4 protein-coding genes (1 of these 4 cut by a window edge) are annotated in these 26,893 nt (G+C 69.5%); 2 read left to right on the top strand and 2 right to left on the bottom strand.

The annotated features are described in order from the left end of the window. Positions 1–87: 87 nt before the first annotated feature. A complete protein-coding gene (locus tag LR393_RS02480; RefSeq protein WP_231481311.1) occupies positions 88–1,560 on the top strand; it encodes a hypothetical protein in 1,473 nt (490 codons plus the stop codon). A gap of 193 nt (positions 1,561–1,753) precedes the next feature. Continuing rightward, positions 1,754–2,404 (top strand): hypothetical protein, encoded by a 651-nt coding sequence (locus LR393_RS02475; RefSeq protein ID WP_231481309.1) that lies wholly within the window; start codon positions 1,754–1,756, stop codon positions 2,402–2,404. Between the two features lie 13 nt (positions 2,405–2,417). On the opposite strand, the gene LR393_RS34885 is transcribed toward LR393_RS02475, so the two are convergent. After that, entirely contained in the window at positions 2,418–2,543 is a 126-nt protein-coding gene (locus tag LR393_RS34885) for a hypothetical protein (protein WP_269326469.1), read from the bottom strand. Positions 2,544–3,099: 556 nt separating this feature from the next. Next, a protein-coding gene (locus LR393_RS02470; protein WP_231481306.1) for a WXG100-like domain-containing protein crosses the window boundary here: on the bottom strand, positions 3,100–26,893 show its end. The gene runs 26,969 nt beyond the window's last position; 23,794 of the gene's 50,763 nt are visible here — the last part of the coding sequence; the start codon falls outside the window, past its right edge — the gene reads right to left on this strand; it ends in the stop codon at positions 3,100–3,102.

Raw genomic sequence — 26,893 nt, 5'->3', positions numbered from 1 at the left:
TACACGATTCTGGAAGACGGCTGGGAATATGCCGGATTTAGCCCGTAGGCCAGACATGCTTAAGGCAGCCCCCGAAACCCTGCCGTCATGCGAACTTCTCCCCGGCCGCCCGGTAGGCGCAAGCACCCCACCTGGCGGATCTGGACCCTGAGCCTCGGCGCTGTCGTACTCGCCCTCGCAGGTACGACCGTCGCGGTGCAGTCCGCTTCCGCCCGTCAGCCCTCCCACCACAACCGGACACCGCACTCCCGGCCCCACACCTCGGCCAGGCCCACCACGTCGGCCACCCCGACCAGCACCGCCAGCCCTAGCGTCGCGCCCACCGCGACCGCGACCACCACAACCGCGAGCCCCACGCAGACCACGAGCCCCGCCGCGACCACACCGGGAGCGACCACGGCACCCGTCGCCGGCGCCTGCGCCCGCAAGTCCTCCGCAACGGCCGAGGTCAAGGTCACCGACGTCAAACTGCCCACCACCGTGAAGGGTTACGGCGGGGAGAGCGACACCGAGGTGCTACCGGTGGCGATCGCCTCCACCCCGGGCGGTACGTCGTGGCTCGCCTGGGTGGGCACCGACGAGAAGGTGCACCTCGGCCAGCTGGACTGCGAGGACCAGCTGGTCGGCACTCCCGTCACCTACGACGGCTTCGACCTGCAGGACGTCCAGGCCGACAGCAAGGGCGGCGTGCTGCTGATCACCAGGAAGGGTGACTGCGGCACCGGCCCGCTGTGCGGCGGCGAGTCCAGCCCGTGCAACACCATGCACATGATCCGGTTCGACACCACGGGTCAGCAGGTCTGGGACCAGCAGGTCACCAACCTGACCGACAGCCGCAAGGGCTACAGCGACGGCGCCCGCTTCGTCTGGTGGTACCAGCACCACGGCCGCCTGGCCTACGACGGCACGAACTACGCCGCCTACTTCGGCGTGGCCATCACCGTGAAGAACGGCAGCTGCGTCGACATCCACGAGGGCGACCGGATGCAGGTGGTCAACGCCACCACCGGGAACTTGGTGTCGGGCAAGGGTTTCGAGGTGGGCTGTAGTCACGCCTGGACCTCCCGGATCGTCTACGACCCGGCCAAGAAGGACTTCGTCACGGTCTGCGCCACCGACAACGACTGTCGCATAGCCCAGCCCAACCCGTATCGAACGGTAGCGGCGAGCACCTGTGACGGAACTCTTTTCGGCGGCGACCTAGTGCTGGCCGACACCGGCTACTGGACGGCATGGAGCCAGGGCGGCACCGCCAAGCTCTCCCACTTCACCACCGGCGCCGCCGACAAGACCGTGCAACCGGGAGCCTCGACCCAGCACCCGCACCTGGTGACGTACGGCACCGACCGGATGCTGCTGAGCTGGGGCTCCGGCAGCAGCACCCAGGCCCAGATCCTCAACCGCTCGACCGGCGCAGCGATCGGCTCGCCGCTCACGCTGGCCGTGAAGGACCACAACTACACGGCTTTCAAGGCGTACGAGGACGGCAGCGTGGCCTACCCGGCTGAGGGCAGTACCACCAGCTCGATCAAGGTCGCCCGCGTCATGCCGATGAGCTGACCCGGATCGTCCCTTCCGCCACCGGTCCGACCGCCGGTGGCCGGGGACGTCGGTGTCTCAGGCGCCCGACGGGACATGCGGAACTCGAACTTGCGCCTCAGGCCGTGCCCCCAGGCTCGCTGCGGGTATCTAGAATGGGCGTGGGTATCCGCCCACCGGGAACCTGGCTCGGCACCAGTGAAGGAACAGGCGAATGTCATCGAACACCTCCTCCAGCAGCGACCGGGCGTTCGGATACCCGAACGTTCACGCCCGGCTGAGGCGGCACCGTCGGCTGCCCGGCACGCCGGAGACCACGACAATGATTGACATCTGGCTGCACGGCAATCGTTTTCGTTTACGTGACGGGAACGGACGGCGTGCGGTCGAGCTGCGGGCGGACATCTACGCGCCCGACGGTTTCGGGCTCGCGCCGCGCACAGTCACCGAATTCATGGAAGCGGAATCCCAGACGACGCGGCCCTTACCCGGCCCGACCGAGGTGTCCGGCGACCTGGCCACCGGCCTGGCCATCATTCACGAGGCCGGCCAAGAACCCCGGACCGTATCGGCCCTCGAATTCGCGACCGCGGCGGAGCAACTGCTCGTTCCGGAGGACCGTCGGTCCTGGCGCCCGGCCGGGACCGGCCTTTTCGAGTCCGAGGTCACCGGGAAGGAGCACGGAGCCTCCTACCGCAGCATCTTCACCTGGACCGTCTCTGGGGCGTTCGTCCTGCGCCGACGGGTGCAGGACGCTGACAACCCGGGCCGGTTCGTAGTGGTGGAGCTGACGCTTCTCGAGCAGGACTGTGTGACAGACGCGGACCTTTCTGGGGGGCAGACGGTTCCGTTGGCCAAGAGCTGAACCCGGCTGAGGTTCACATCGGCTCCCGGCTCAGCATCTCCCAGGCCAGGTCGCTGAGCGTCTGGTGTGCAGTGCCAATCAGATTCGGGAACGTGGACAGGTCGTCGCGGGGAATGTTCTCGTGGACGAAGGACGGCACGCTTCCGGACTCCTGACTCACCGCCGCGAGCACATCGAACGCCGTGGACTGGCGGTGATGTTGGTTCCGGTGGGCGAGAACCGTACCCCCATAACGCCTCCGGCCGCACCGAAGACGTTCCCGAGATAGCCAGTTTCCCCTCGCGCACAACGAATCAGCTCGTCCGCACTCTCGAACTCGCGCACCTGCGGGCCCCTGACCAGCGCGGCCACCCCCGGCTGCAGGGACAGCGGATTTTCCCCGGTGATCTTCTGCCGCCCAGCCCACAGGCCACCGGGACCGGTGACGACGACGCACTCGAATAGGGCGCCATCTGCTGGGAACCCGGTGAAGACATCTCATCGTCCGACGATGTCTGCAACGCCGCCGGATCCTGGCGTTCACCACCGTGATCTCCCTCGCCCAGCCCACGTCCGTCATCTACACACCACCCACCCCCGGCAAAAGCAGCAGCCGGATAAGCAGCCTCACCATACGAAGCGGACCTGCCATACGAAGCAGGCGGTGAATGAATCCATCTCCACTGTCCGGTTCCTGGGTTCTGCTCGTTCACCACTTACGGCCACCACTGTTGCAATTCCAGCAGCCGGCTTTCGGCAGCTTGGGTGAACGGACTGTCGGGCCCCAGGCCCGCCCGTCGCATGTGCAACACCGCGCGCTGCCGGGCGAGCGCCTCATCGATCCGGCCCTCCTGTGCCAGTACCTCCACCTGATCCTGCATGGTCCGGAGGCGTTCGTACGCCGTCTCCGCATTATCCCGGCGGCCCAATTGGGTCCAGGCGCGTGCCAGTGCCTCCAGGTAGCCCAGAACGTAGCCACCCTGTCTTTGTTCGTCGACGTTCAGCTGACTGAGGTCAGAAATAACCATGATCTCGTAGTCGCCCACCAGGCGTTCATTTTCCGCAGTAAGGAACGACGTCAGTGCGGCTACGCTGCCGGGCGTTTGCCAACTTGTTTCCTGGTCTATCAAGACGCTGTAGTCCTCAGGGATCGGAACCGGATACAGCAGGTCCTCGACTCTGCTACGCCACCGTTCGAAAGCGTAGTCATTCGGTTCCAGTACCAGTCCGCGCTGCACCAGGTCCTGATAGGTGAGCGACGCCGCCCACGCTTCCAGTCGCTCGTCGCCTTCGGCTCCGGACGCGCTGTAGAAGTCGAGCAGTGGACGATTACGTTCAGCCGGATCCAGAATTACCTTGCGATCGTCAAGCCATACGCCATGAACTCCCTCGGTGGGGTAGAACCACGGTCCATCCCCATCGGGGTCGAACTCGGGGCCGAATTTCTCCCATATCCACCGAGCCCGGACCAACGCATGGAGCGTCCGTGCGGTATAGGGGGGCGGATCCACCTGCTGACCGCTCATCAGCTCCCACAAGTGGCGCACCAACTGCTGTGCTGTCTCCTGCACCTCCTCGCTCAGTGCGCCTAGACCCACGTCATGAATCAGCATGTCAAAGCGCGTTTGTCCAGCGGCCCCGGATTCCAGCGCGTTCAGCAGCCGTTCCGGCAGCTGGGCGGCAGGGCCGGGATCCCCGAACCACGCCGCATCACGGCCGAACCGTGCCTGCTCGAACCCGTGGGTCGCCGAGGTCGCGCTCGAATAGGGCAGCATCTGCTGGGAAAGCGGTGTCGCGGTTGCGCTGAGCGACACCGACGAGACCGGCGAGAAGGTGCCCAGGATTGTTTGCTGGGTCAGATCGTGGAAGTGTGCGCCCGGAACCAGCCCATCCGATTGCAACTGGCGGGCGTGATCGGCGCCCATCCCGATGTAACGCACACCCCGGCCCAACGCGTCACGTGAAGCCGCCGCGATCGAGAAGTTCCGCCAGGTCATGAACTTGCCCGTGGTGTCCGCGACCTGCTTCACCCTGGTCTTCTCGCCGACGCCAAGGGCCGGGTCCAGGTCCAGGCGGGCCTGCATGACCGTGGTGAAGGCATCCGCGAAACGCCTCAACTGCGGCAGGAACCAGGACTCGAACGCCGGCCCGCCCGCGACGGCGCGCAGGGCAGTGAGCAACTGCCCCAGCGGACGCTCGCCCGAGTCCGACGAACTGGTCAGGAACGCAACGGCCTTCGGCCAATCCCGCACCAGATCGCGCTGGGCCTCTACCAGCTCGCTCTCCCCCGTCAGCCCGACCGGGTTCTGGGCCAGGTCTTCGGTGTGGGCCCAGGCCAGCTGCAGCATCTCCAGCGCCCGGGCACCCCAATAACGGTCGGAGAGGTCGGCGAAGTTGCCGCCCTGCTCCAAGTCGCTGCGCAGCTTGGCGACCACCCACCCCATCTTGGGGAAGATCGATTCGCCGCCGACCTCGCTCCAGTCACCGCTGGGGTCGAACCGGAAACCCCTGAACGCGTTCGCCAGCGCCTTGCCCAGCAGCTCGCGCAGCTTCGGGCTGTTGCTCAGATCGTCGTTGGGAATGCTCTCGTCGATGAACGAGAACTTCTGGTCACCGTGCGTCGCCCCCAGAATCTGAGCCAGCGTCACCTCTTGGTGGTCCTCACCGATGATGTTCGTCCCGGTCGCCGAGAACCGCACCCACTCGTCCTGACGGTGCGGACCGGGCAGGTTGCCCAGGTGATCGGTACCCCCACGGGCGAAATCGGCCAGCTCCCGGAAACTCTCGAACCGGTGCTCACGCCCGTCCCCAGCCAGCCGCGCGATCGCCGGGTCGTCCCGGAACGGATGGTCGGCCGCCAGCGGCTGGTTCTCCACCCAGATACCCGGCGCAGCAACGGGAGCCGGCTTCGGCGCGGGCAGAGACAGGGTTGCCGGCGCGGAGAGCGATAAAGGGGTCAGCTGCTGGTAGGGCAACCACTGCTGCTGGTAGGGCGAGGGCTGCGGGGGTGCCATGTCCCGCTGCCGCAACTGCTGCGTCTGCGTCTCGAAGGCTCGGCGGGCCGGGCCCGACAGGTCATAGATGTGCGTCCCGCCGTAAGCGGCCTGACCGAGCATGTTCTTGGCGTGGTTGGCACCCAGCCCGACATACCGCACACCCTGGTTCATCGCGTGACGGGTGCCCGCACCGATGGAGAATTCGCGCCACCAGTGAAAGAAAGTTCTCCTGTCGTCCATGTCCCTGAGATCGGACAGGTACTGGCGTTCGACATAGCTCAGGGAAGTGTCCAGCGGCGCCCGCTCCGCCATGGCGTCCATGACACGCTCCAGGAAATACTGCAGGGCCGGGACTACCCGCCACTGAACGTACTGGTCTCCACGCATTCGCCGAGCCTCCTGCACGGCGCCGGAGAAACTCTGGGTGGCGGCAACGAAGTTGTTCAAGAAATCCTTGAGCACATCGGCCCGGTCCTGCCCGACGTTCACCATCTCCTGATCGGCCCGGGCCACCTCCGGCCCCTCGGCCGGATCAGGCACCCGGTTCTGCAGATCTGAGCGCAGAGCGCCGATCCAGATCAGACCCCACATCTGCATCATGTCCGTGTAGCTACCCACAGGCCGCAGGGTGGACAAGTTGTTCAGATCGTGGCGCGTCTGCGCGGCCACCCATCCGAGCCGGCCGAAGATCGACTCAACCCCGTACCGGGACCAGCCGCTGGCCGCCTCGATGCCAAGACGACGCAGAGCAGGCTCGACATGGTGTTGCCACACACTGTTCTTCAGATTGGGGAACGTGGACAGGTCGTCGCGGGGAATGTTCTCGTGGACGAAGGACGGCACCCTTCCGGACTCCCGACTCACCGCCGCGAGCACATCGAACGCCGTGAACTGGCGGTGATCCTCACCGATGATGTTGGTTCCGGTGGATGAGAACCGTACCCACGTAAAGCCTCCGGCCGCACCGAAGACGTTCCCGAGATAGTCAGTTTCCCCTCGTGCGAAACGAACCAGCTCGTCCGCACTCTCGAACTCGCGCACCTGCGGGTCCCTGACCAGCGCGGCCACCCCCGGCTGCCGGTACAGCGGGTTTTCCCCGGTGATCTTCTGCTGCCCGACCCACAGACCACCCGGGACGAGTGCTGAGGGGGCGCTCGAATAGGGCGTCATCTGCTGCGAGACGGGTGCGGCGACCGACTCCTTGGAGGACGCCGCAAGCGGGTTCTGGGCAGGGTCGCTCACCGGCCGGGAGACCTGCGGACGAGGCTTTCCGTCCGCCCCGTACGTCACTTTCTCGATTGTGGCGGTAACACCTGACGCGGCCGGGCGACGAGTGCGCGGGCGGGGCCGGGACGGAATGGCCGGGCGCGGGGACGACTCCACCAGGGCGGCCTCGACCAGGGCCGCCACCGGCTCACCGGACGGCTGCTTCGAAGACGGATCGAAGACCGGGGCGGGAACGTCGGGCTCGTCGTCGGAGGAATCCGAAGACTCCGGGTCGTGGTGCGAGTCCTCGGGTTCGAGGTCGGTGATCCGCGGTGTGCCGTCCGCCATCGAGTCTTCCGGAAGCAGCTCCAGCAGGGCGGTTTCGAAGGACTGCTGCCGCAGCCAAGAACTGCGGTACAGCTCCTCGAGCCGGTCCGGCGCCGTGCGCAGCAGCCGGGCCACCTGCTCGGCCAGCCGGTCCGCCTCGAACGGGTCGTGCGCCCGCAGCTCGGCCACCAGGCGCCGGGCCGCATCCGTGGCCGAGGGCACCCGGCCGTTTGGGCCCGTCCGGAACATCCGGCCCCGCTCGTCGAAGCGGTAGCGGGTGAGGTTGCCCGGACCGTCCAGCTCCTGCAGCTCCACCTTACGGCGCAGGTTGAAGGCGATTCGCCGGCCGGTCTGGATCAGGTCCCAGCCACTGGCCTGGAGCTCAAGCGGGAACTCGGCCGGGGCACCGGGGCGGCCATTCGCCGTGACCAGGCTGAGCAGCGACTCGGTCCGGCCGGTCAGCCTGGCGATGTCGGCAGCCGTGGCGGCCCCGTCGGGCCGGCTCAACAGCCACAGGACCACCGCCCGATCGGCGTTCAGCCGCTGACGAACCACCTCGGCCTGCGTCGGGTTGGTGCGGCTCAGCTGCTCGACGGCCCAGTTGCCGACCGCCAGGTAGCGGCTGAGGGCGCGCTCACCGGGCGAGGTCTCCAGTACGAGCTCGTCGTAACGGCCGTGCTGACGGATGGTTTCGGAGACCGCATCGACCGCGGAACGCCAGTCCTGGCCGACACGGGCCGCATCGGCCAGCAACCGGGCCAGGGGGTAGCGCGGGGTCAGCGCGGTCGGGCCGGACCACTGCTGGAGCGGGTCGGAACCGGTGGCCGGCAAGGTGGCCACCCGCCGGTCCTGCTCCATCTTCGTCCGCAGCACGTCGATGTTGCGGGCCGCGCCGGTCCCCCAGACCTGCCCGGGGATCACGTCACTGGCACCGATCCGGGCCTGGTCGATCGTGCGATGGGTGAAGCTGGCCCGGTACGGCACGGCCACGAACCATCCCCGGAACCGGCCGGTGAACAGATACTGGGTGTAGGTCGCCCCCGGGACCTTGGCGTGCGACTCGATCCGCTTGTTCTCCGCCTTCCCCCGGCCGTCCCCGCGAGGGCCCTTACGGTCCATCGCCCCGGAGAAGTTGCCGCTGTCGCTGCGCCACGGGTCGTCCAGATGCGCCGGGTTCGTCGCACCGGTCGGGTTCGTCGTGCCGCTGGGGTTGTCGGAACCGCCCAGGGCCCCCGGGTCCGGGCCCATCAGCTGTTCCGAACCGCCCACCGAACCGGTCGCGGTCGGACGCAGGTAGTCCTTGGAGGCGCCGATGTTGGTACCGGTCTGGTGCTTGACGTAGTTGCCGGTTCCCAGGTTCTCCATTCCGTGGGTAGGTTCCAGCTCGGTGAGATCGCCCATGAAGTACAGGTCGATCCGGTTGCCGGTCTTGCCCGGCAACGGCATCTCGTCGTTCAGCTTCCACCCCCCGCCGGAGACGATGTCCGGCAGGTGCGCCCGCAGCGAGGTGGGCGTCAGTAGCCCGGAGATCGGTACCGATCGGTATTGGGTGTTGTTCGCCGTCTCCTCGCCCACGCGCCCGACCAGCTCGTACGCGGCCTCGAGCGCCCGGTCCACGAAGGCGGCGTCGAACTTGATGTTCCCCAGCTTCGGCATCCGGGTCAGGTCGTACGGGTCGAAGACCAGGTTCAGCAACTCGGCCTCGATGTGCGGGGACGGGATGTAGAACTCCATGGTGCCGCCGTAGGTGCGCACCACCGGCTTACCTCGCCCGGTGACGGCGTTCAGCGCCGAGACCATCGCGTTGTTGATCGGCCGGTGCGGCATCTTCACCGCGACCACCTGGATGTCCAGCTCGAACTGGGCCTCGTGGTCGTAGTAGGAGTGGAAGGTCGACTCGGTGCGCTCCTCGGTCTCCTGCTGGGACGTGGTGTTAGAGCTGTGTACGCCGCCGCCGAAGTCCAGCTGCGGCGCCCCGGAGACCTTGGAGGTGTTGTCCGCACCGGCAAAACCGAGCTTGCCGGCGCTGAACCCACCGGTCAGGTCCCGGCTGTTGCCCTTGCTCTGGCCCTTGTAGTTGTGGTCGAAGATCTCCTGGCCGGTCTTCGGGACGTAGTCGGTGATCACCGGCTTGGTCGTGCGGCGTAGCTTCAGGGTCACCTCGAGGACGTTGGCCACTACCCCACCGCGGGTGTTGACCAGCTCGAAGGTCATGCCGTTGGGGCCCTCCATGTCGTCGACCCAGCCCATCTCCCGCTCACCGGAGAAGAGGACGCGCAGGAAGTCCGTCCCCGAGGTCAGCCGGCCGGTCATCCGCTGGTTACCGGCCAGGGTGCGCCACCAGCGGCCGAGTCGGCTGTCCGGCGCCACCCCCCGTAGCGACCACTCCTCGCCCAGCGGCGTGAGCAGACCGGGCGAGGCCTGCTCGATCGTGTCGTGCAGCGCCCGCAGCGCCGAGACCTCGACCGGCTTGGTGCCGGTGTCACCGGCCGAGGGCTTGCGCTGGAACGTCATCGAGTGGACGCCGTGATGCCCCAATGCCTTGGGCAGATAGGGCAGCTGGGCCAGCTGGTCCTTGGTCTTACCGATCTCCCGCAGACGCACGGTCAGCGCGTCCCGGTCGCCACTGGCGTGCGTGGCCCGGAAGGAGGACCGGGCGATTCCGGCCGGACTGGCCGGCCCGACCGGGATCTCGTCGTCCATCCGGTCGAGGATCGCCTGGACGGTGGCGTTGCTCAGCGCCAGGGACGACTCGCCGTCCTTGAGGTCCCTGGCCTGCCAGCGCCGCAGCGCGTCCATCAGCAAAGGCTCGGTCATCGGGCCCCAGCCCTTGCCGTAGTTCTTCAGCGCCCACGGCTCGGGGAACAGCAGGATGGCCCACCGATCGCCGTGCACCTCCACCTCGGCGATCTTCGGATAGGTGGGGACGAACATGTTGTGCTTCTCGGCGAAGCTGCCGACCCGGTAGGTGAGCGGAATGGCGATGGCGATCACGTGCTCGAAGTTGAGCTGCAGCAGCTCCACCCCGGAGGTGTTGCTCTTGGACTGGTTCAGGTTGCGGCCGTAGCGCAGGTTTGCCCCGGTCTCGGTGTTGATCCCGCTCAGGTGGGAGATCCCGTCGACCGAGTCACCCGCACGGGCGCCGGCCGAGACGCTCCAGCCGTGGCCCCGGGAGTTCGCGATGGCGATCTCCCGGATATTGGCCCGGACCTTGCCGGTGACCAGCGGATCGTTGGAGCGCCCGAGCACCGTCGGGCGGCCGAGCTGAGCGGACAGCCGCAGCCCGCCCAGTCGGTTGAACCAGAAGCCGGACTCGAACAGCTGGCCCGTCTGCAGCGTGCCCTGGGCGGCCGTCTCCCACCAGGAGCGGATGAAGGCCGCGCTGCCGAAGTTGCTTACCTCCTGGTCGTTCGCGCCGTCCGGCCCGCTGAACCGGCTCTGCAGGTCGCGCATGGCCTTGAGGACGCCGTGCACGTCCGCGTAGGAGACGACCCCGAGTTTCAGGGCGCGCACGTCCATGGGCCGGTCGGCAGCCGCCGACGGCGCGGTCGGGTCCGAGAACGGGGGGATCAGGTATGCGGTGACCGGCACGTCGACCTCGGCGCTGGACCAGGTGCTGGTCCGGGCATCCATACCGCGATGAACAGCGTGTGACCGCGGCCGTTCGGCCAGGTCGCCGTAGGTGATGTGGAGCTGGTACTTGTCGGTGAACTTGTGCTGGTCGAGCCATTTGCCGAACTCGATCAGGATCGGGACGTTGCCCACGAACGTGTCGTTCACACTGGCGCCGATCAGCCGCTCGTACTGCGCGCTGACGCTGAACATCTGCAGCAGGCCGCGGCCCACACTTCCCTTGACGCCGAACGTGAACTTCTTGCCGCCACCCAGACCGTAACTGGCCACCCCGATCGGAATGTCCAGGTACGCAATGGTGAACGCCGGCGTCCGCCGCGTGAACGTGACCGCGTTGCCCCGCGCGTCGAAGGCCTTCAGGTGGGCCGGGTCCGAGCGCCCGGACAGCGTGACCCGCACGTGCCGTACCTTGCCCAGCGCCGGGTCACCCCGGAGAAGGAACGACAGGCCGACCTTGTCCGCGTTGGCCACACCGTGCGAGTTCTGGTGCGTCTCGTCGTACCCGCCGTCGAACCCGGGCCGGGAGACGTTGTTCAGGAAGATCTTCAGGTTGGCGATCTTGCTGGCCTCACCGAACTGCATGTCGGCGCCGCCGAGCTTGCGGCGCCGGTCCGCCCCCACATGGGTCTTCCACTTCTTCAGCAGCTGATCCCAGTTCTTCGGCACCAGACCGGCCGCCGCGAGCTCGTTCAGCCCCTGGTCCATCAGGTCGCGGATCCCGGCGTCGTCGTGCTCGATCAGCGACGTGTGAAATCCGTAGCCGTCCGAGAGCATCTCGTCCATCCGCACGTTCTGCAGCTGGTCGGCCGGGACGCTCTTGTCGTCGATGGCGTCCTCGGAGTACGGGACCTCGGTGACGCCGGCGGGCGGTTTGCGGCGCAGGACGTCGGCGTCGGTCGGGAAGCCGTACTCGAACGCGTCCACCTGCGGGATGCGCAGCATCGCCGAGCTCCGGAAGGACGGGATGCGAAGGGGGGGAAGGTCAGGTCGGCCGAGCAGGTGGACGGAGATGTAGTGCCGGAGGCTGATCTCGTAGCCGGCCGATCCCAGGATGCTCTTGTGCACGTTGACGTGCAGGCCGGTCTGGCCCCCCGACGTGGTGTCGGTGTTGTTCCAGGCCCACGCCATGAAGAGGCCGACGCCGGCGCTGATCTGCGAGGCCAGCGGCAGGCCGGGCGTCGGGTACAGGCCGAACTCGCCGGAGAACTGGACGCTGGTCTCCTGCCGGGTGTTCTGCCGGTCGGTCAGACCACGGATCAGGGTCTGCACGCGCTCCAGAAGGTCCTTGTCCTTGGTCGCACCGATCCGCCGGATCCGCGGCAACCTCTCGGTCTTGGTGGTGGCCACCAGTAGCGGTTTGGTGCCCCGGGTGCTGTGGACCGAGAACAGATGTCCCTGCCGCTGATTCACGGCCTTGTCGAGGTTGTGCTTGAGCTTCGTCAGCTCCCGCCACAGCTCCTGGCGTCCGTGCGTCGACAGCTTGATGTCCTGAGCGCGCAGGGCGGCCAGCACCCGGTCGTACCCGATGGGCATCCCGGTCATCCCGGCGATGAAGTGGGTGTCCGGCAGTCGGCGGGCGTTGTCGCTGACCTTCTTGCGCAGCGCCTGCGCATCCGGGGTGGTTCCGGCCGGCGCGACCGCCCGGACCTGGGGACCGGAATCCTGCAGGTAATGCTGCGGAATCCAGAGCAGCAGCCGGTCCTGGTCCTCCGGGCGGGTCCCGGCGCTGGTCCAGGACGGGTTGATGGTGTCCCAGGTGCGCGAGTCGCCCACCGGCCGGACCTTGACACTCAGGTTCGGCCGGTAGCTGAGCAGTTCGGAGTCGGCCCGGTTGTCCGCCACCCGGGCCGACTCGACGTCGCTGAACGCGGAGGTGGCCCGGTCCCGCTGGTTGATGGTCAGCGCCAGGGACCCACCGATCCGCAGGACCTCGAACACCCCGGGGGCGATACCGATACCGAAAGCCACGCCGGCCCGGCCGGCGGTCCGACCGATCAGCCCGGAATTGCTGTTGGTGTTGCCGCCCAGGTTGAACCCGCCCTGGGTGGTCTGGCCGGCCCGGAACTCACCGGGGCCGGGCTTGCGCCCCCGCTCCTTGCCCCCGACGGTCGGCAGCGGCTCGGGCCGGTCGATCGAGCCGAGCGGGTCCTCGACGGCCTGCACGTGGCTCGGGGCGGCCCGCACCAGTACCTCGACGCCACCGACCTCGAGGATGTCCCCACCGCTGGAGAGCTCCCGGTAGTTGTCCAGGAGCTGCTGGGCCAGCTTGAGTTCCAGTGTCTCCCGGGCTTTCTGGGCGTCGGCAGTCTTGTAGGTCTGCCGGATCTTCCTGGGCGTCGGCGCCCCGGCATTCTTCTTCCGGAGGACATGGGGGGGCACCACCGGGGCCGGCTTCTGCGGCAGCTTCGCACCGGCTGCCTCGGCGGCGGCGATGATCTGCTGCACCATCTCGTCCAGGTACGGCAGGCCGGAGCGCGGAATGCCGTTGCGGTGCACGATCGCGCCCGCCCGGGGCAGGGTCAGGGTCGGCTTCACTGTCGGCGGCCCGTCCAGACCGGCCGCGTCGATGCCCTCCGGGACCGAACGGCGGATGACGTCGTGCGCCTCGGTGGCCGCGACCGCCGGCATCAGCTGCCCGTCCACCCCGGCCACCAGCCACAGCACCGGCCGGCCGGAGGTGCCTTCCTCGTCCGAGAGCAGCACGTGCTGATCGGCAGTGATCAGCGCCATCTCGATGCCGAAGAGGTCGCGCACCACGTCGACCAGGGACTGGGCGAGGAGATCGGGGGCGGCCGCGTTCGGCATCGACAGCTGCGCCAGTCGGCCCAGCAGGTCTTCGGCGTTCTCGGCGAAGCGGGCCTCGTCCACGCCCAGCAGCGGCATCGACCGGCCCCCGGCCGCCATCAGGTCGGCCCGCAGCAGGGCCGCCATCCCGAGCCGAACCCCACTGGGCGCCCATCCGGCCAGGCCGGACAACGGCGTCAGCCCGTGCTTGCCGGCCAGGATCAGCGCCTCGAAGAGCGAGTCGCCGCCGGGCTTGGTCCACAGCGCGGCCAGGTTGCGGTTCGCCAGCTCCCGCTTCTGGAAATCGGTCAGCTGGTTCGGGTCGCCCGAGCGGGGCTGGACCTTGACCAGCCGCTCCGGTGCCGCGGTCGGCGCCGGCAAGGCCGCCGCCGCGGTGCGGGTCTGGTCCAGCAGCCGGTTCAGGGCCGCGTCGGTGATCACCGGGGCGTCCGCCCTGGCCTTGCCCTTGGCCCGGCTCGAGGAACCGGACGAGGGCAGGCCGGCCGGATGCGAGTCGGCCAGCAGCTGCCGCCAGTGATCGGCCAGGGCCTCGGGCGACGACGTGTCCAGGCCGTCGATCTGCGCACCTCCGCCGATGGCCTGGACGAAGTCGTGCAGGATCCCGAAAGTAGCTTCGTCGGCGGCCATTCCGCCGAGGTTGGACATGGCCCCGGCACGCAGCACCCCGGTGCGGCCGAACGGCATCAGGGCCGGCACCGCGGACTGTGGCACGGTGGCCAGCAGGTCACCCAGTTCGTCCTGGGCCAGAACGATCTCCGGCTTCGAGACCTCACCCGGGAACCGCATCTGGTCGCCGGCGGCGGTGATCACCCGAATCGGGTTGCCGAGCATACGGGCGGTCAGCCGCAGCAGGATCTGGTCGCCGGCCGCGGGCTCGTCGGCCAGTCCGAGGGCGTCGAGGACCTCTTCCGGCACCTCGTCGACCGGGAAGTCGCCGTCCATCCAGTCGATGACCGCGGCCGTGACCTCCGGCGCCGGGTTCGTGATCCCCAGCAGCGGCCAGCCGCGGCCGGCGCCGAAGTCCTTCAGCAGCATCCCCGCCAGCCGCACCGACCAGGTCTGCGGCGTGTAGTCCCCGGTGAGCAGGCTGGTCAGGGAGCGGTACAGGCCGGCGGCCACGGCGGTGGCGATCGGGCCGGGCGCGGGCGAACGCACCGGGAGCAGCTCGAGTTCGTCCAGCGTGGCCCGGGCGGCGTCCGAGATCTTGGCCCGGCCGGGTTCGACGTCCCAGGCCAGATTGCCCAGGAACTCCTCCATCGCCACCGCGTCGGCCGCCGCGTCGGGACGCGGCGCGCGGAAGTCGTCGAAGTACTGGACGGCGGTCCGCAGGTCCTTCTCCTCCAGGGAACCGTCGGCCGGCAGCTGCGTGATCATGGTGGAGCCGCTCGCCTCGGCCGCGGGCGGCGCGAGTGCCGGGACGCTGGTGCCGGGCCGGTCCTCCTCGTCCTCCACCTCTTCGACGATCCGGTCCAGGACCGGCGGCGGTTCCTCCGTCAGCGGCTCCATCGGCGCCGAAACCGGGGCGGGCCACGGGGACGGCCGGCCGAGCAGGTACTCCTCGACGAAATACGTGGCGAACGAGTTGGCCGCCAGGGTGCGCCAGTTCGGATTGTCGGTCAGGTGCAGGACGTCGACCACCCGCTGGGTGACCTCGGTCGGGTACTTCCGGAAGTTCTCGCTCCAGCCGCGCGCGTTCGCCCCGGCCAGATGCCCGTGCTCGGCAATCGCCTTCTCGGCGCGCCTGGTCAGTGCCTCGCGCTGCTTCGGGTCGATGGCGTTGACCCGCCGCTCGACGTCGGGCCACTCCATGGGCAGTGCGCTCACGGTGGCCGGGTCCTGCGCCGGGCCATGGCCCCGCTTCTCCCAGTTCAGATCCAGGGGCGGCGGATCGTCGGTCCTGGCCAGGTCGGGGCGGTGGCGCGGTGCCTCCCCGCGCGGACTGCCGACCGGCTTCATCGTGGTGGGCGACTGGGCCCCGGCCGTGGCCCGCAGCTTGAGCAGGGCGTCGCCGACCTTGACCGGTGCCATCCGGCCCGACCGGTCGACGACCAGCCTGGTCTCCGGTGCCGCGGAGTCCGAGTCGGAGGTCACCGAGATCTGCGCGATGTGCCGTGTCGACCGGCCACCGATCAGCCGGGTCTGCTGCTGGCTGCGGATCACCAGCTGGGTCGGTTCCTCGGTGGAGGTGATCGCGATGCCCCGGCCCGGGCGCCGGTTCACCTCGACGATGACCGACTTCTTGGCCGCCAACTGGTCGAGCCGGCGCCGCACCAGCGGCTCGCTGATCAGCGTGGTCTCGGAGTTCCAGAGCCGGGCCAGGTGGTCCGGGCTGGTCAGGTTGGTCAGCAGCTCCAGGTTCTGGGTGGCCCGGGTGGACGAGCGGGTCACGGCCGTACCGGAGGTGGCCCCCTTCCCGCTCACCTGCACATGCGGCAGAAGATCGGCGAATCCACCACGGGAGAAGATGTTGTACGCCGCGGAGAGGATGTCGCTCTGCAACTGCTCGAGTTCGGCCCGTGAGGGCGTCTGCGGCAACAGCGCCGTGGGCAGGGGCACCACACCGCTCACCGAGGCACTCAGTTCTTCGACCTGGAGATCCGGGTCGGCCGGTTCCGGCTCAGACGTGGACGCCTCGACGGCTTCGGTACGCAACGGCCCATGTTTCACCGACGCCGGATCCTTGGCCGCAACCTTGCGCTTACCACCGCCGAGGAGACGGTTGGCCTCGTGCCCGAGCAGCGGGAACAATCGCCGCACCATTTCCCGGGCGGCCCCCACAATCTCCACGGTGGTCTGCGAGCTGCCCTCCTCACCGCTCGCCAGCATCACCGCCGCTACGAACGATTCGAAGTCCTTCTTCAGCGCCGCTGCCGGCCCGTACGTGGACGAGACCCCGCTGCCCCGGATCACGGCGCCCTGCTGAACCACGTCCCACGCCAGCTGGGTGGCCGTCCGCACCTCCTGCCGATCGGCAATGCTGCCCAGGTACTGCTCGGTGGCGGCCCTCCAGCCGTTCCACCAGTCACGAACCTCCTGGACACGCGCGGGATCGACCCGCAGGCCAGGCCCCGGCTCGGGCAGCCACGACAGCGCGCGAGTGACCGCTCCGGAGTTCCACGCCTGGGGAAGGGCCGGCAGGGTCTCCGGCAGCTCGGCGAATCGCTGCGATGCTCCGACGGTTTTCGGATTGGCGGGTGCGAACTGCGTCTGACCGGCCTCCCGGCTGGGCATCGGCGGAGCCATCCGGCCACCCGGCAGGCCCCGGCCGAACTGTTCGGCGGGAACCTGCGTCAGGAACGGATCGATCCGACGCGTTCCCTCGTCGCTCCACGAGCCGGCCTGAGCGGCCGGCTGCCATTCGGTCTGCGTCGCCTGATATTCCGACCCGGCCCCCCGCAGCCGGGGGCGCTCGCGGTCCAGCAGCCGGACGACGGCGGCGATCGCGGAGCGTGTCTGCTCGGCGGTGCCTGAGCTCACGTTGGCCTCGGACTGCCCGCCCTCGATCAGGGCCACCGCGGCCAGATCGGAAAGCTGCTGCTGCAGAGGCTTCTCGGCGGTCGCGCGGTCCGAGAGCCGTTCACCGGTGCCCGCGAAGACCAGGGCCTCGGCGATCGGCCGGACCACGGGCAAGGTCTGCTTCGGGGCCGCGCCCACCAGGGCCCCGGTCCGGGCGGTCCAGTTCGACCACCAGGCCGGCAGGACTCTGGCGGAGGGCCGGTTCGGGACCATCACCTCCAGGTCGTCCATCAGCGTCGGCAACTGCGCCATGGTCTTCACGGCCCGGGTCTCGGCCGCGCGCAGTGCCTCGATCGATCCTGAGCCAGAAGCGGCCGGGTTCAGCTGGTCGAGGATCTCGGTCAGCAGCTCGTAGCGGCGGGCCGGTGCGGCCGAGGCGAACTGCTGGGCCTGCGCCCCGAAGCCGAGACTGGTCAGCGCCCGGACGGCCGGGGTCATCCGGATCGGCCGTTCCAGCACCTGGTTCGCGTGAGCGCGGTGGGGCTCGGGGGACGTCAGCCGCGCAGGGCCGGTCTCGTCGGCCTCCTCGATCTGAGCAACCACGTGCCCGGTCCACACCGGCTCGGCGCCGAACTCACCACTGCCGGTCCGGATCAGCACCGAGAACCGCGCCTTGGTCCGGGTCGGCGGCTGTCGTTCGGCGCCGGGCTCGAACATCACCTGCCGGCTGATCTCGACCCAGATCGTCTGCGCCGGGCTCTTCTCGCCGGACGCCGGCAGCGGGCCGTTCATGGTCCCCAGCGTCGTCAGCCGGTCGGGCAAGCTCTTGACCAGGGCCGGATACTGATCGGCGCGGCCGACCGCGCTCAGCCCGTCCTTCAGCGTTTCCTGGATCTGGTCCAGGACGTCCCGGTCGAGCGCCAACGGGTCGGCGACCGTCTGCGGGCCGACCGGAGCGACCTGCCCGCGCGGCGCCCGCCGCGGCCGGGGCGGAATCGCCGGAGCAGGCCGGGCCGTCTCGTCGTCCGAACGCTCGTCGTCCGAACGCTCGTCGTCCGAACCCTCGTCGTCCGAACCCTCGTCGTCCGTCTGCTCGTCGTCCGCGTGGTCGGACTCCGGCCGGCCGGAGTCCGAATCCTCGGGGTCCACCTCGACCACCGTCGGCAGCGCGACCGAAAAGTTCTCCCGCAGTGCCGCTTCGAAGGTCTGCTGGCGCAGCCAGGAACTGCGGTACAGCTCCTCCAGCCGGGCGTCGGTCAGCTGGGCCGCCTGCCCGGCCAGCCAGTCCGCGGTGATCGGGTCCTGCACCCGCAGGTCGCTCACGATCCGCTGGACCGCGGCCCGGGCGGACAGCACCCGGCCGTCGGACCCGACCCGGAACATCCGGGCCTGCTCGTCGAAGCGGTACCGGATGGGGTTGCCGTCGCCCTGGAACTCCTGCATCTCGACCTTGCGGCGCAGGTTGAAGGCGATCCGCCGGCCGGTCTGGATCAGGTCCCAGCCGGTGGTGCCGGTCAACGGCGTCGGCCGGGCCGGCACCCCTTCCGGCTGGTTGGCCTGGACCAGGGTGAACAGGCTCTGGATCTCGCCGTCGACCCGGGCCACCTCGGCGGCCGCCGGCCCCTGCGGCACGCTCAGCTCCAGCAGCTCGGAGCCGAGTTTCTGGTCCAGCTGCCGGCGCACCACCTGGGCCTGGGCCGGGTTGGTGCGATCGAGCTCGTCGATCGCCCAGTGCGCCACCGACAGGTACCGCACCAGCGCCCGGAAGCCTGGCGAGGTCTCCAGCACCAGCTGGTGGTAACGGCTGTGCTTGGCGATGTACCCGGAGACCTCGTCGACGGCGGCGCGCCAGTCCGGGTTCGTCCGGACGGCCCCGGCCAGCAACCGGTCCAGCTGGTAGTGAGGGGTCAGGGCGTCCGGGCCGGACCAGGTCTGCAGGGGGTCCGGGTCGGAGGTCTGATAGGTGGCCGTGCGCCGCTTCTCGTCCTGCCGCGTCAGCACTTCGTTCACGACATGGGCCGGTGCGCTGCCCCAGATGCTGCCCTGGATCACGTCGCTGCCCTGCTGAAGGGACGGGAACCGGGTGATGTGGGTGAAGCGGGCCTTGTGCGGCACCGCCAGCAACAGGCCGCGGAAACGCCCGGTCAGCAAGTAGGACTCGAAACTCGTGCCGGAGAGTTTGGCGTGCGCCTCGATTCGCTTGTTCACCGCCGAGGAGCGGCCATCGCCCTGCGGCGCCTTACGGTCCAGGGCTCCGGAAGGGCTGACGGTGTCGGTGCGCCACGGGTCGTCCAGGTGCGACGGGTTCGTCGCCCCGGTCGGGTTGGTCGTCCCGCTGGGGTTGCTCGAGCCCCCGGCGGGCGCCGTATCCGGCCCCTTGAGCTGTTCGGCTCCGGCGGCCGAACCGGTCAAGGTCACCCGCATGTCGTCCTTGGAGGCGCCGACACTGGTTCCGACCTGGTGCTTGACGTAGTTGCCGCTGCCCAGCCCCTCCATCCCGTGAGTCGGCTCGAGCTCGGTGATCTCCCCCTTGAAGTACAGGTCGACCCGTTCCCGGGTCTTGCCCGGCATCGGGACGCCGGCCAGCAGCTGCCACCCCTGCTCGGCGAGGATGTCCGGCAGGTGGGTGCGGTCGGAGGTACGGGTGAGCGCGCCGGAAAGACCCACCGGGGGCCGATAGGCGGTGTCGTTCGCCTGGTCTCCGGCGACCCGGCCAAACAGCTCGTAGGCGGCGTCAATGGCCTTGTCCAGGAACGCGGCCGACAGCTTGGTGCTCTGCAGCGAAGGGGCCGGCGTCAGGTCGTACGGGTCCAGCGAGGGCGCCAGCGGTTCGGCCTCTACGTACGGGGCCGGGATGTAGAACTCCATGTCACCGGCGTAGGTGCGGCGCACCGTCCGGCCGCGACCGGTGAAGGCGTCCAGCGCGATCTTCGCGACGTTGTTGACCGGCCGCTTCGGCATCAGCAGAGGCGTCACCTCGACGTCCCACTCGAACTGCACCCGGTGCTGGTACTCCGCCAGGAACGTGGACTCGGTGTCCTCCCGGGTCTCCAGCTGTGAGGTGTTCTTCGAACTGTGCCGGCCGCCGCCGACGTCCAGCTGCGGGGCGCCGGAGACCTTCTTGGTCGCCTCCGCACCGGCCAGCCCGATCTTGCCCACGGTGCCGCCGTAGCTGACGTCCTTGCTCTTGCCCCGGCTCTGCCCCTTGTAGTTGTGGTCGAAGATCTCCTGACCGGTGCCCGGCGTGTAACCGGTGATCTCCGGCTCGGAGGTCAGGCGCAGGGTGAGCCGGACCTCCAGGATGTCCTCCACCGAGCCGGCTCGCGTGTTCACCAGCTGGAACGACATGCCCTTGGTGTGCATCATGTCGTCGGCCCAGCCCATCACCCGTCCACCGGAGAGCAGGACCCGCAGGAAGTCGGTCCCGTTCGCCAGCCGCCCGGACATCGGCTTGCCCCCGAAGAGCTTCTTCAGCAACCGGCCCAGGACGCTGGCCGGCGGTGCGCCCATGATCTCCCAGTCCCGGCCGAGCGCCCCCAGCAGGCCCGGGGCGGCCTCCTCGACGGCGCCCTGCACCGCCTCCAGCGCCGAGACCGGCGTCGGCAGACTGCGCGGGCCGACGCCCGGCAGCTTCTCGTGGAAGGTCATGTCCATGACGCCGTGGTGGCCCAGGGCTACCGGGCCACCATCGGTCCTGACCAGGTACGGCAGCTGCGCGAGCTGCTCCTTGGTCTTGCCGATCTCCCGCAGCCGCACCGTCAGGGCGTCCCGGTCCCCACTGGCGTGGGTGTCCCGGAAGGACTGCCGCGCGGCCCAGTGCTCGTCCTCCGGGGTCACCGGCATCTCCCGGTCCATCCGGTCCAGCACCGAGCCGACCACCTCGTTGCTCAACGTCAGCGGTTTCTCGCCGTCCTGGAGGTGCACCCCCTCCCAACGCCGCAGCGCGTCCATCAGCAGCGTCTCGGTCATCGGGCCCCAGTCCCGGCCGAAGTTGCGGATCGCCCACTGCTCCGGCCACAGGACGATCGCCCAGCGCTGGCCGGCGATCGTCACCGTGTCGGTGGTCGGGTAGGTGAACCAGAACTTGTTGCTCTTCTCGGCGAAACTGCCGGCCTCGAAGGTCAGCGGGACGGCCACGGCGACGACGCTGTGGATGTCGATGTGCAGGGTCTCCACGCCGGAGGTGTTGCTCTGCCCCTGGTTACGGTTGCGGCCGTACCGGATGTTCATCCCGATCTCGGTGTTGACCCCGCTGACGTGGTCGGCATCGGCGACCGAATCGCCCAGCCGCAGGCCCGTCGAGGCACTGAACCCGTGCCCACGGGAGATGCTGGTGGCGATCTCCCGGATGTTCGCCCGCACCTTCGCGGTCACCACCGGGTCCGTCGAGCGGCCGAGCACCACCGGCTGGCCGGCCTGGGCGGCCAGCCGGAGCCCGCCCTTCTTGTTCGTCACGAGACCGGCCTGGAACAGCGCCATCTGGAAGTCCCCAGCCAGCGTCGACCCGGCCCAGGACCTGGTGTTGACCTGGCTGAAGACGTTCCGGACGGGTATCGCGGCGGAAGCGTCCGGATGCGTGAACCGGCTCTGCATGCGCAGCATCTGGGTCAGCACACCGTGCATGTCCAAGTAGAAGACGACCCCGGACTCCAGGGCCCGGACGTCCAGCGTCTGGTTCACGGTCTGCGGCGGGTGGGCGGTGCTGTGGAACGGCTGCGGCAGGTAGGCCGTGACCGGCATCTGGACCTCGGTGCTCAGCCAGGTCCGGGTCACGCCGTCCATGCCCCGGTAGACGGCATGGTCGCGGCCCCGCGGGGTCAGCTCCCCGTAACCGATCTTCGCCCGGTACCTCTCGAGCACCTTGTGCTCGTCGAGCTTGTCGGTGGGCTCGATGACGATCGGGACGTTGCCCACCATGGTGTCGTTCACGCTGGCGCCGATCACCCGCTCGTACTGGGCGCTGACGCTCCACATCTGCAGCAGGTTCTCACCCACGCTGCCGCGGACGCCGAAGGTGAACTTCTTGCCCCCGCCCATGCCGTAACTGGCCACCCCGATCGGGATGTCCAGGTACGCGACCGTGAACGCCGGTGTCCGCCGCTGGAACGTGATCGAATTGCCCTTCGCGTCAACGCTTTTCAGGCTCGTCACGTCGGAATGACCGAAAAGGGTGACCAGGGCGCGCCGGGTCTTGCCCACGGACGGATCACCGCGCAGCAGGAACGACAGCCCGACCTTGTCCACGTCCGGGTCGCCGGGATCGTTCTGGTGCATCTCGTCGTACCCGGCGTCGAAACCGGAGAGGGAGATGTTGTTCAGCACGATCCGCAGGTTGGCGATCTTGCTGGACACCCCGAACTGCATGTCCGCGCCGCCCAGCCGCCGGCGCCCGTCCCGGCTCTGGTGGGTCTTCCAGGCGTACAGCAACCGCGCCCAGTCCCGGGGCACGAAACCGGCCTGGGCGAGCTCGTCGAGCACCTGCCGCAGGATGTTCGTCACGCCCGCGTCGGGGTGCCGGATCAGGGCGGTGTGGAAGCCGTACCCGTCGGTGAGCGGCGGGTCCAGCCGCACGTCCGCGAGTTCGCCGGCCGGAGTGCTCTTGTCGTCGATCGCGGAGGGGCTGAAGGTGACGTTCGTGGTGCCGTCCGGCACCGTCCGGCGCAGCGAGTCGGCGTCGACCGGGAAGTCGTACGCGAACGCCTCCATCTGCGGGATCCGCAGCATGGCGTCGCCGTCCACCGGACCCAGCGTCTGGGACGGCTCGTCCGGGCGGCCGGCCATCGCCACCAGGAAGCGGTGGCGCAGGTGGACGTGGTAGCCGGCCGAACCAAGGACGTGCTTGTTGACGTTGACGTGCAGGCCGGTCTGGGCCGCCGAGGTGGTGTCGGTGTTGGTCCAGGCCCAGGCCATGAACAGGCCGACCCCGACACTCACCTTCGGCAGCGGGTACAGCCCGAACTCGGCCGAGAGCTGGACGTTGGTCTCGTTCTTGGTGTTCTGCCGGTCGGACGCTCCCCGAATCAGCGTCTGCACCCGCTCCAGAAGGTCCTTGGCCTCGGTGGCGCCGATCCGCGTGATGCCGCCGAGCCGCTTGCTCTGCACGGTGATCGTGGCCAGCGGGCGGCCCCGTCCGGTGTGCACGGTGAACACGTGACCGCCGTCCGGCACACCGGCCTCGGCCAGATCCAGCCGCAGGTTCACCGCCTGCTCGAGGTTGTACTTGACCTGGCTCAGCGCCTGCCGCAGCTCCTTGCGGGCGGACTGGGGCAACTGCAGGCCCCGGGCGGCCAGGTGCGCCCGGATCAGGTCCCCGGCCTTCGCCATCCCGGTCAGCCCGGCGACGAAGGGATGGTCCGGCAGCCGCTCGGAGTTGTCCTCGAACATCTTGCGGTCGGCCCGCGCCTGCGGCGACCGGCCGGTCGGGGCGATCGCCTGGATCTGCCGGCCGGGGGCCTTGAGGTAGTGCTCGGGCACCCACAGCAGCAGCGGCTTCTGCCCGGCCGGATGGGCCTTGGCGCTGGACCACACCTCCCGGGCCTGGTCCCAGCTCAGCCCGCTGTCGGCGCGCCGGACCCTGACCACGACGTTGGGCCGGTACTGCAGCAATTCCGAGGCGGCCCGGTTGTCCGCGACCCGGGCCGACTCGACGTCGCTGAAGGCCCCGATCCCCCGGTCGAGCTGGTTCATGGTCAGTGACAGGGAGATCCCGAAGCGGAACACCTCGAACAGTCCCGGAGCGATCCCGACACCGAAGGCCGCACCGGCTCGCAGCGCCGTGCGCTCCATCAGGCCCGAGTAGCTGTTGCTGTTACCCCCGAGGGTGAAACCGCCGTGGGTGGTCTGGCCGGCCTTCAACTCCGCCGGCGCGGGCTTCTGACCGTCGCCCTGGATCTTCGCGCTCGGCTCCCCGGTGCGCACGTCGTCCACCGAGCCGAGCGGGTCGGGCACGAAGTCCGCGTGGCTGGGCTCGTACTTCACCAGGACCTCGACGTCCCCGATGTCGATGACGTCGCCGTCGGTGAAGAGTTCGCGGGCGTTGTCCATCAGCGCCTGCTCGAGCTTGCGTTCGAGGATCTCGCGGGATTCCGCGGCGTCCGTGCGGCTCCACCGCTCCCGCACCCGGCCATCCGAACGCGGACCCGGCGCCCGGCCCTTGCGCAGCACCGTCGAAGACGCCTGGCTGAGCGGTTTGATCGGCAGGGTCTCGCCCTCGGCGACCGCGGCGGCGAGCGCCTGGCGCACCACCTCGTCCGCGTAGGGGAGGCCGGACCGGGGCATGCCGTTGCGGTGGGTGATCGAATCGGGCCCGGGCAGGATCAGGGCCGGCTTGTCCACCGGCGGGCCCTCCAGCCCAGCCGGGTCGGTCCCGGCCGGCACCGACCGGCGGATCACGTCATGGTCCTCGGTCACCGGGACGGCCGGCATCACCTGGCCGTCGGCACCGGCGGCGAGCCACAGCACGGGGCGGCCGGACGCCTCCTGCGCCTCGGTCGTCAGCACGTGGCGGGTCGGGCTGATCAGGTTGACCTCGACGCCGAAGATCTGCGGCACGACCCGGGCCAGGGACTCGATCATCAGCGGCGGCGCGTCCTGACCGGGCCGGGACAGTTGCCCCAGCTGGCGCAGGAAGTGGTCCTTGTGCGCGGCGAACCGGGCCTCGTCGATGCCCAGCAGAGGCATGGACCGGCCGCCGGCCCCGACCAGGTCGGCCTGCAGCAGTGCCGCGAAGGCGAGCCGGATCGCGCTGGCCGGCCAGTCGGCCAGTCCGGCCAGCGGCTGCAGACCGTGCTTGCCGGCCAGGGCCAGCGCCTCGAAGAACGAGTCTCCGCCCGGCTTGGTCCACAGCGCCGCGCGGCCCTGACCAGCCAGCACCCGCTTCTGGAAACCGGTGAGCCGGTTGGGGTCGCCCGAGCGCGGGTGCACCTTGATCAGCTCGTCCGGGGTCGCGGAGGGCGGCACCTGCCGGCCGGCGTCCCGCTGGGTCCGCTCGAGCACCGGGGCCAGCCCGACGGCCGGCGCCTTGCCCTTGACGGTGGTGGTCCCGGTCAGCACCTGCCGCCACTGGCCGACCAGGTTCTCGGCGGCCTCCTGATCGAACCCCTCGACCTCCCCGGCACCGGTGACGGCCTGCAGGAAGCGGTGCAGGATGCCGAAGGCGGCCGCGTCGGAGGTCATTCCCCCGACGGTGGACATCGCCCCGGCCCGCAGCACGCCGGACCGACCGAACGGCAACAGGGCCGGCACCGCGGTCTGCGGCACCGTGGCCAGCAGCACCCCCGACCCGTCCTGCACCAGCACCAGGTCCGGCCGGTCGCTGTCGACCGGGAACCGGTGGCTCCCACCGGTGGCCGTGATCACCCGGATCGGGTGGTCCAGGAGCTTCGCGGTCAACTGCAGCACGGCCTGGACGCCGGGGTCCGGCTCGTCCTTCAGCCGCAGGCCGTCGACGACGGCCCGCGGCACCTCGTCCACCGGGAAGTCGTCGTCGATCCACCGGTTGACGTCGGCGGCGATCTCGTCGGTCAGGGTCCGGATCCCCAGGGCCGGCCAGGACTCCCCCGCCCGCCGGTCGTCCAGCAGCATGCCGGCCAGCCGGATCGGCCAGGCCAGCGGGCTGACGTCGGTGGTCAGCAGGTCGGCCGAGGAACGGTAGAGGCCCGCGGCCACGGCCGCGCCGAGCGGGCCGGCCAGAGGCGAGCGGACCGGAAGAAGACCCAGCCCGTCCAGCAGGGTCCGGGCCGCCGAGGTGATCGTGGCCGGGCCCGGCTCGACGTCCCAGGACAGCGTGCCGATGAATTCCTTCATCGCGGCCGCGGCCGCCTCCGGATCCGGCCGGGGAGCCCGGAAGTCCCGGTACTCGCCGACCGCACCGTCGATCGCTTCGCTGTCCAGGTCGTTCGCGGCCCGGGGCGCCGGGACCAGCTCGGTGCTGCTCGGGTCGGCCTGCTCCGGCTCCTGCTCCGGTTCCTGGGTCACCGTCTCGCGGGCCGGAAGGGCGCCCCGCATCATGGGCTCGTCCTCGGCCGGGGCCGGCTCCGGTTCCGCCGTCTCCTTGGGCCAGGGCAGCGGGCGGGAGAGCAGGTACTCCTCGACGAAGTACCCGGCGAAGTCCCGGCTGCTGAGAACCCGCCAGTCCCGGGTCTGCGTGAGGTGCAGGACGTCGGCGATCCGGCTGAGCACCTCCGGCCGGTAGCCCTTGATCAGCCGGTCCCAGCCGTGCTCGGAGGTCCCCGGCACGTACTGGTGCTCCTCGATCACCGCCTCGGCCTGCTTCATCAGCTTCTGCCGGCGACGGCTCGAAAGCTGCTGCAGGCGTTGCTCGACCGACGGCAGGTCCATCGGCAGCGCGCGCAACTGAGCCGGGGTCTGCGGCGTGCCCTCGCCCCGCCGGTCCCAGTCCAGGTCCGCCGGCGGGTTGTCGAGCTTGGCCTCGTTGGGCAGGTTACGCGGCGGCACCCCGCGGTAGCTGCTGGACGGACGGGACGGCTGCGCGGCGGAGACCCTCGGCGGCAGTGCGAGCAGGACCTCACCGGCCTGGAAGGTCGGCATCCCGTCCCGGTCGAAGGCCAGGTGCATGGGGGCCGTGGACTCCGACTCCGAGGCCGACGAGAACACCTGACTGCCGATCTCGCGGGTGGAGAGCCCACCCACCAGCCGGGGCTGGTGCTTGCTCCGGATCACCAGCTTGGTCGGCTCGTCACTGGAGGTGATCGTCAGGCCCTTGTCCGGATGCCGGTTCAGCTCGACGGTGACCCACTTCTTGGACACCATCTGGGCCAGCTTGCGCGGCTCCAGCGGCTCGCTGGTGATCGAGGTCTCCTGCGTTCCCCACAGCCTGGCCAGGTTCTCCGGGTCGGTCAGGTTGACCAGGGCCTCCAGGTTGCCGCGGGCCCGGCGGGACATGTTGGTGGCCGTCACGTCGACCGTGGTGCTGGTTCCCTTGCCCTTGGCGGCGCTGCGGGTAGGCGCCACGATCGGCAGGAGGTCGGAGAAGGCACTGGTGCGCAGCAGATTGTGCACCGCGGACAGGACGTCCTTCTGAAGTTGCGCGAGTTCGCTGCGGGACGGCGGCTTCGGCGACTTCACC

The sequence above is a fragment of the Kineosporia mesophila genome, assembly GCF_021129235.1.
Classification (GTDB): Bacteria; Actinomycetota; Actinomycetes; order Actinomycetales; family Kineosporiaceae; genus Kineosporia; species Kineosporia mesophila.
This window is presented reverse-complemented; position numbering and strand designations above follow the sequence as displayed.

Excerpts from the sequence above, each read along its gene's own strand:
- LR393_RS02480 (WP_231481311.1), top strand. The coding sequence starts at position 88 with ATGCGAACTTCTCCCCGGCCGCCCGGTAGGCGCAAGCACCCCACCTGG.
- LR393_RS02475 (WP_231481309.1), top strand. The coding sequence starts at position 1,754 with ATGTCATCGAACACCTCCTCCAGCAGCGACCGGGCGTTCGGATACCCG.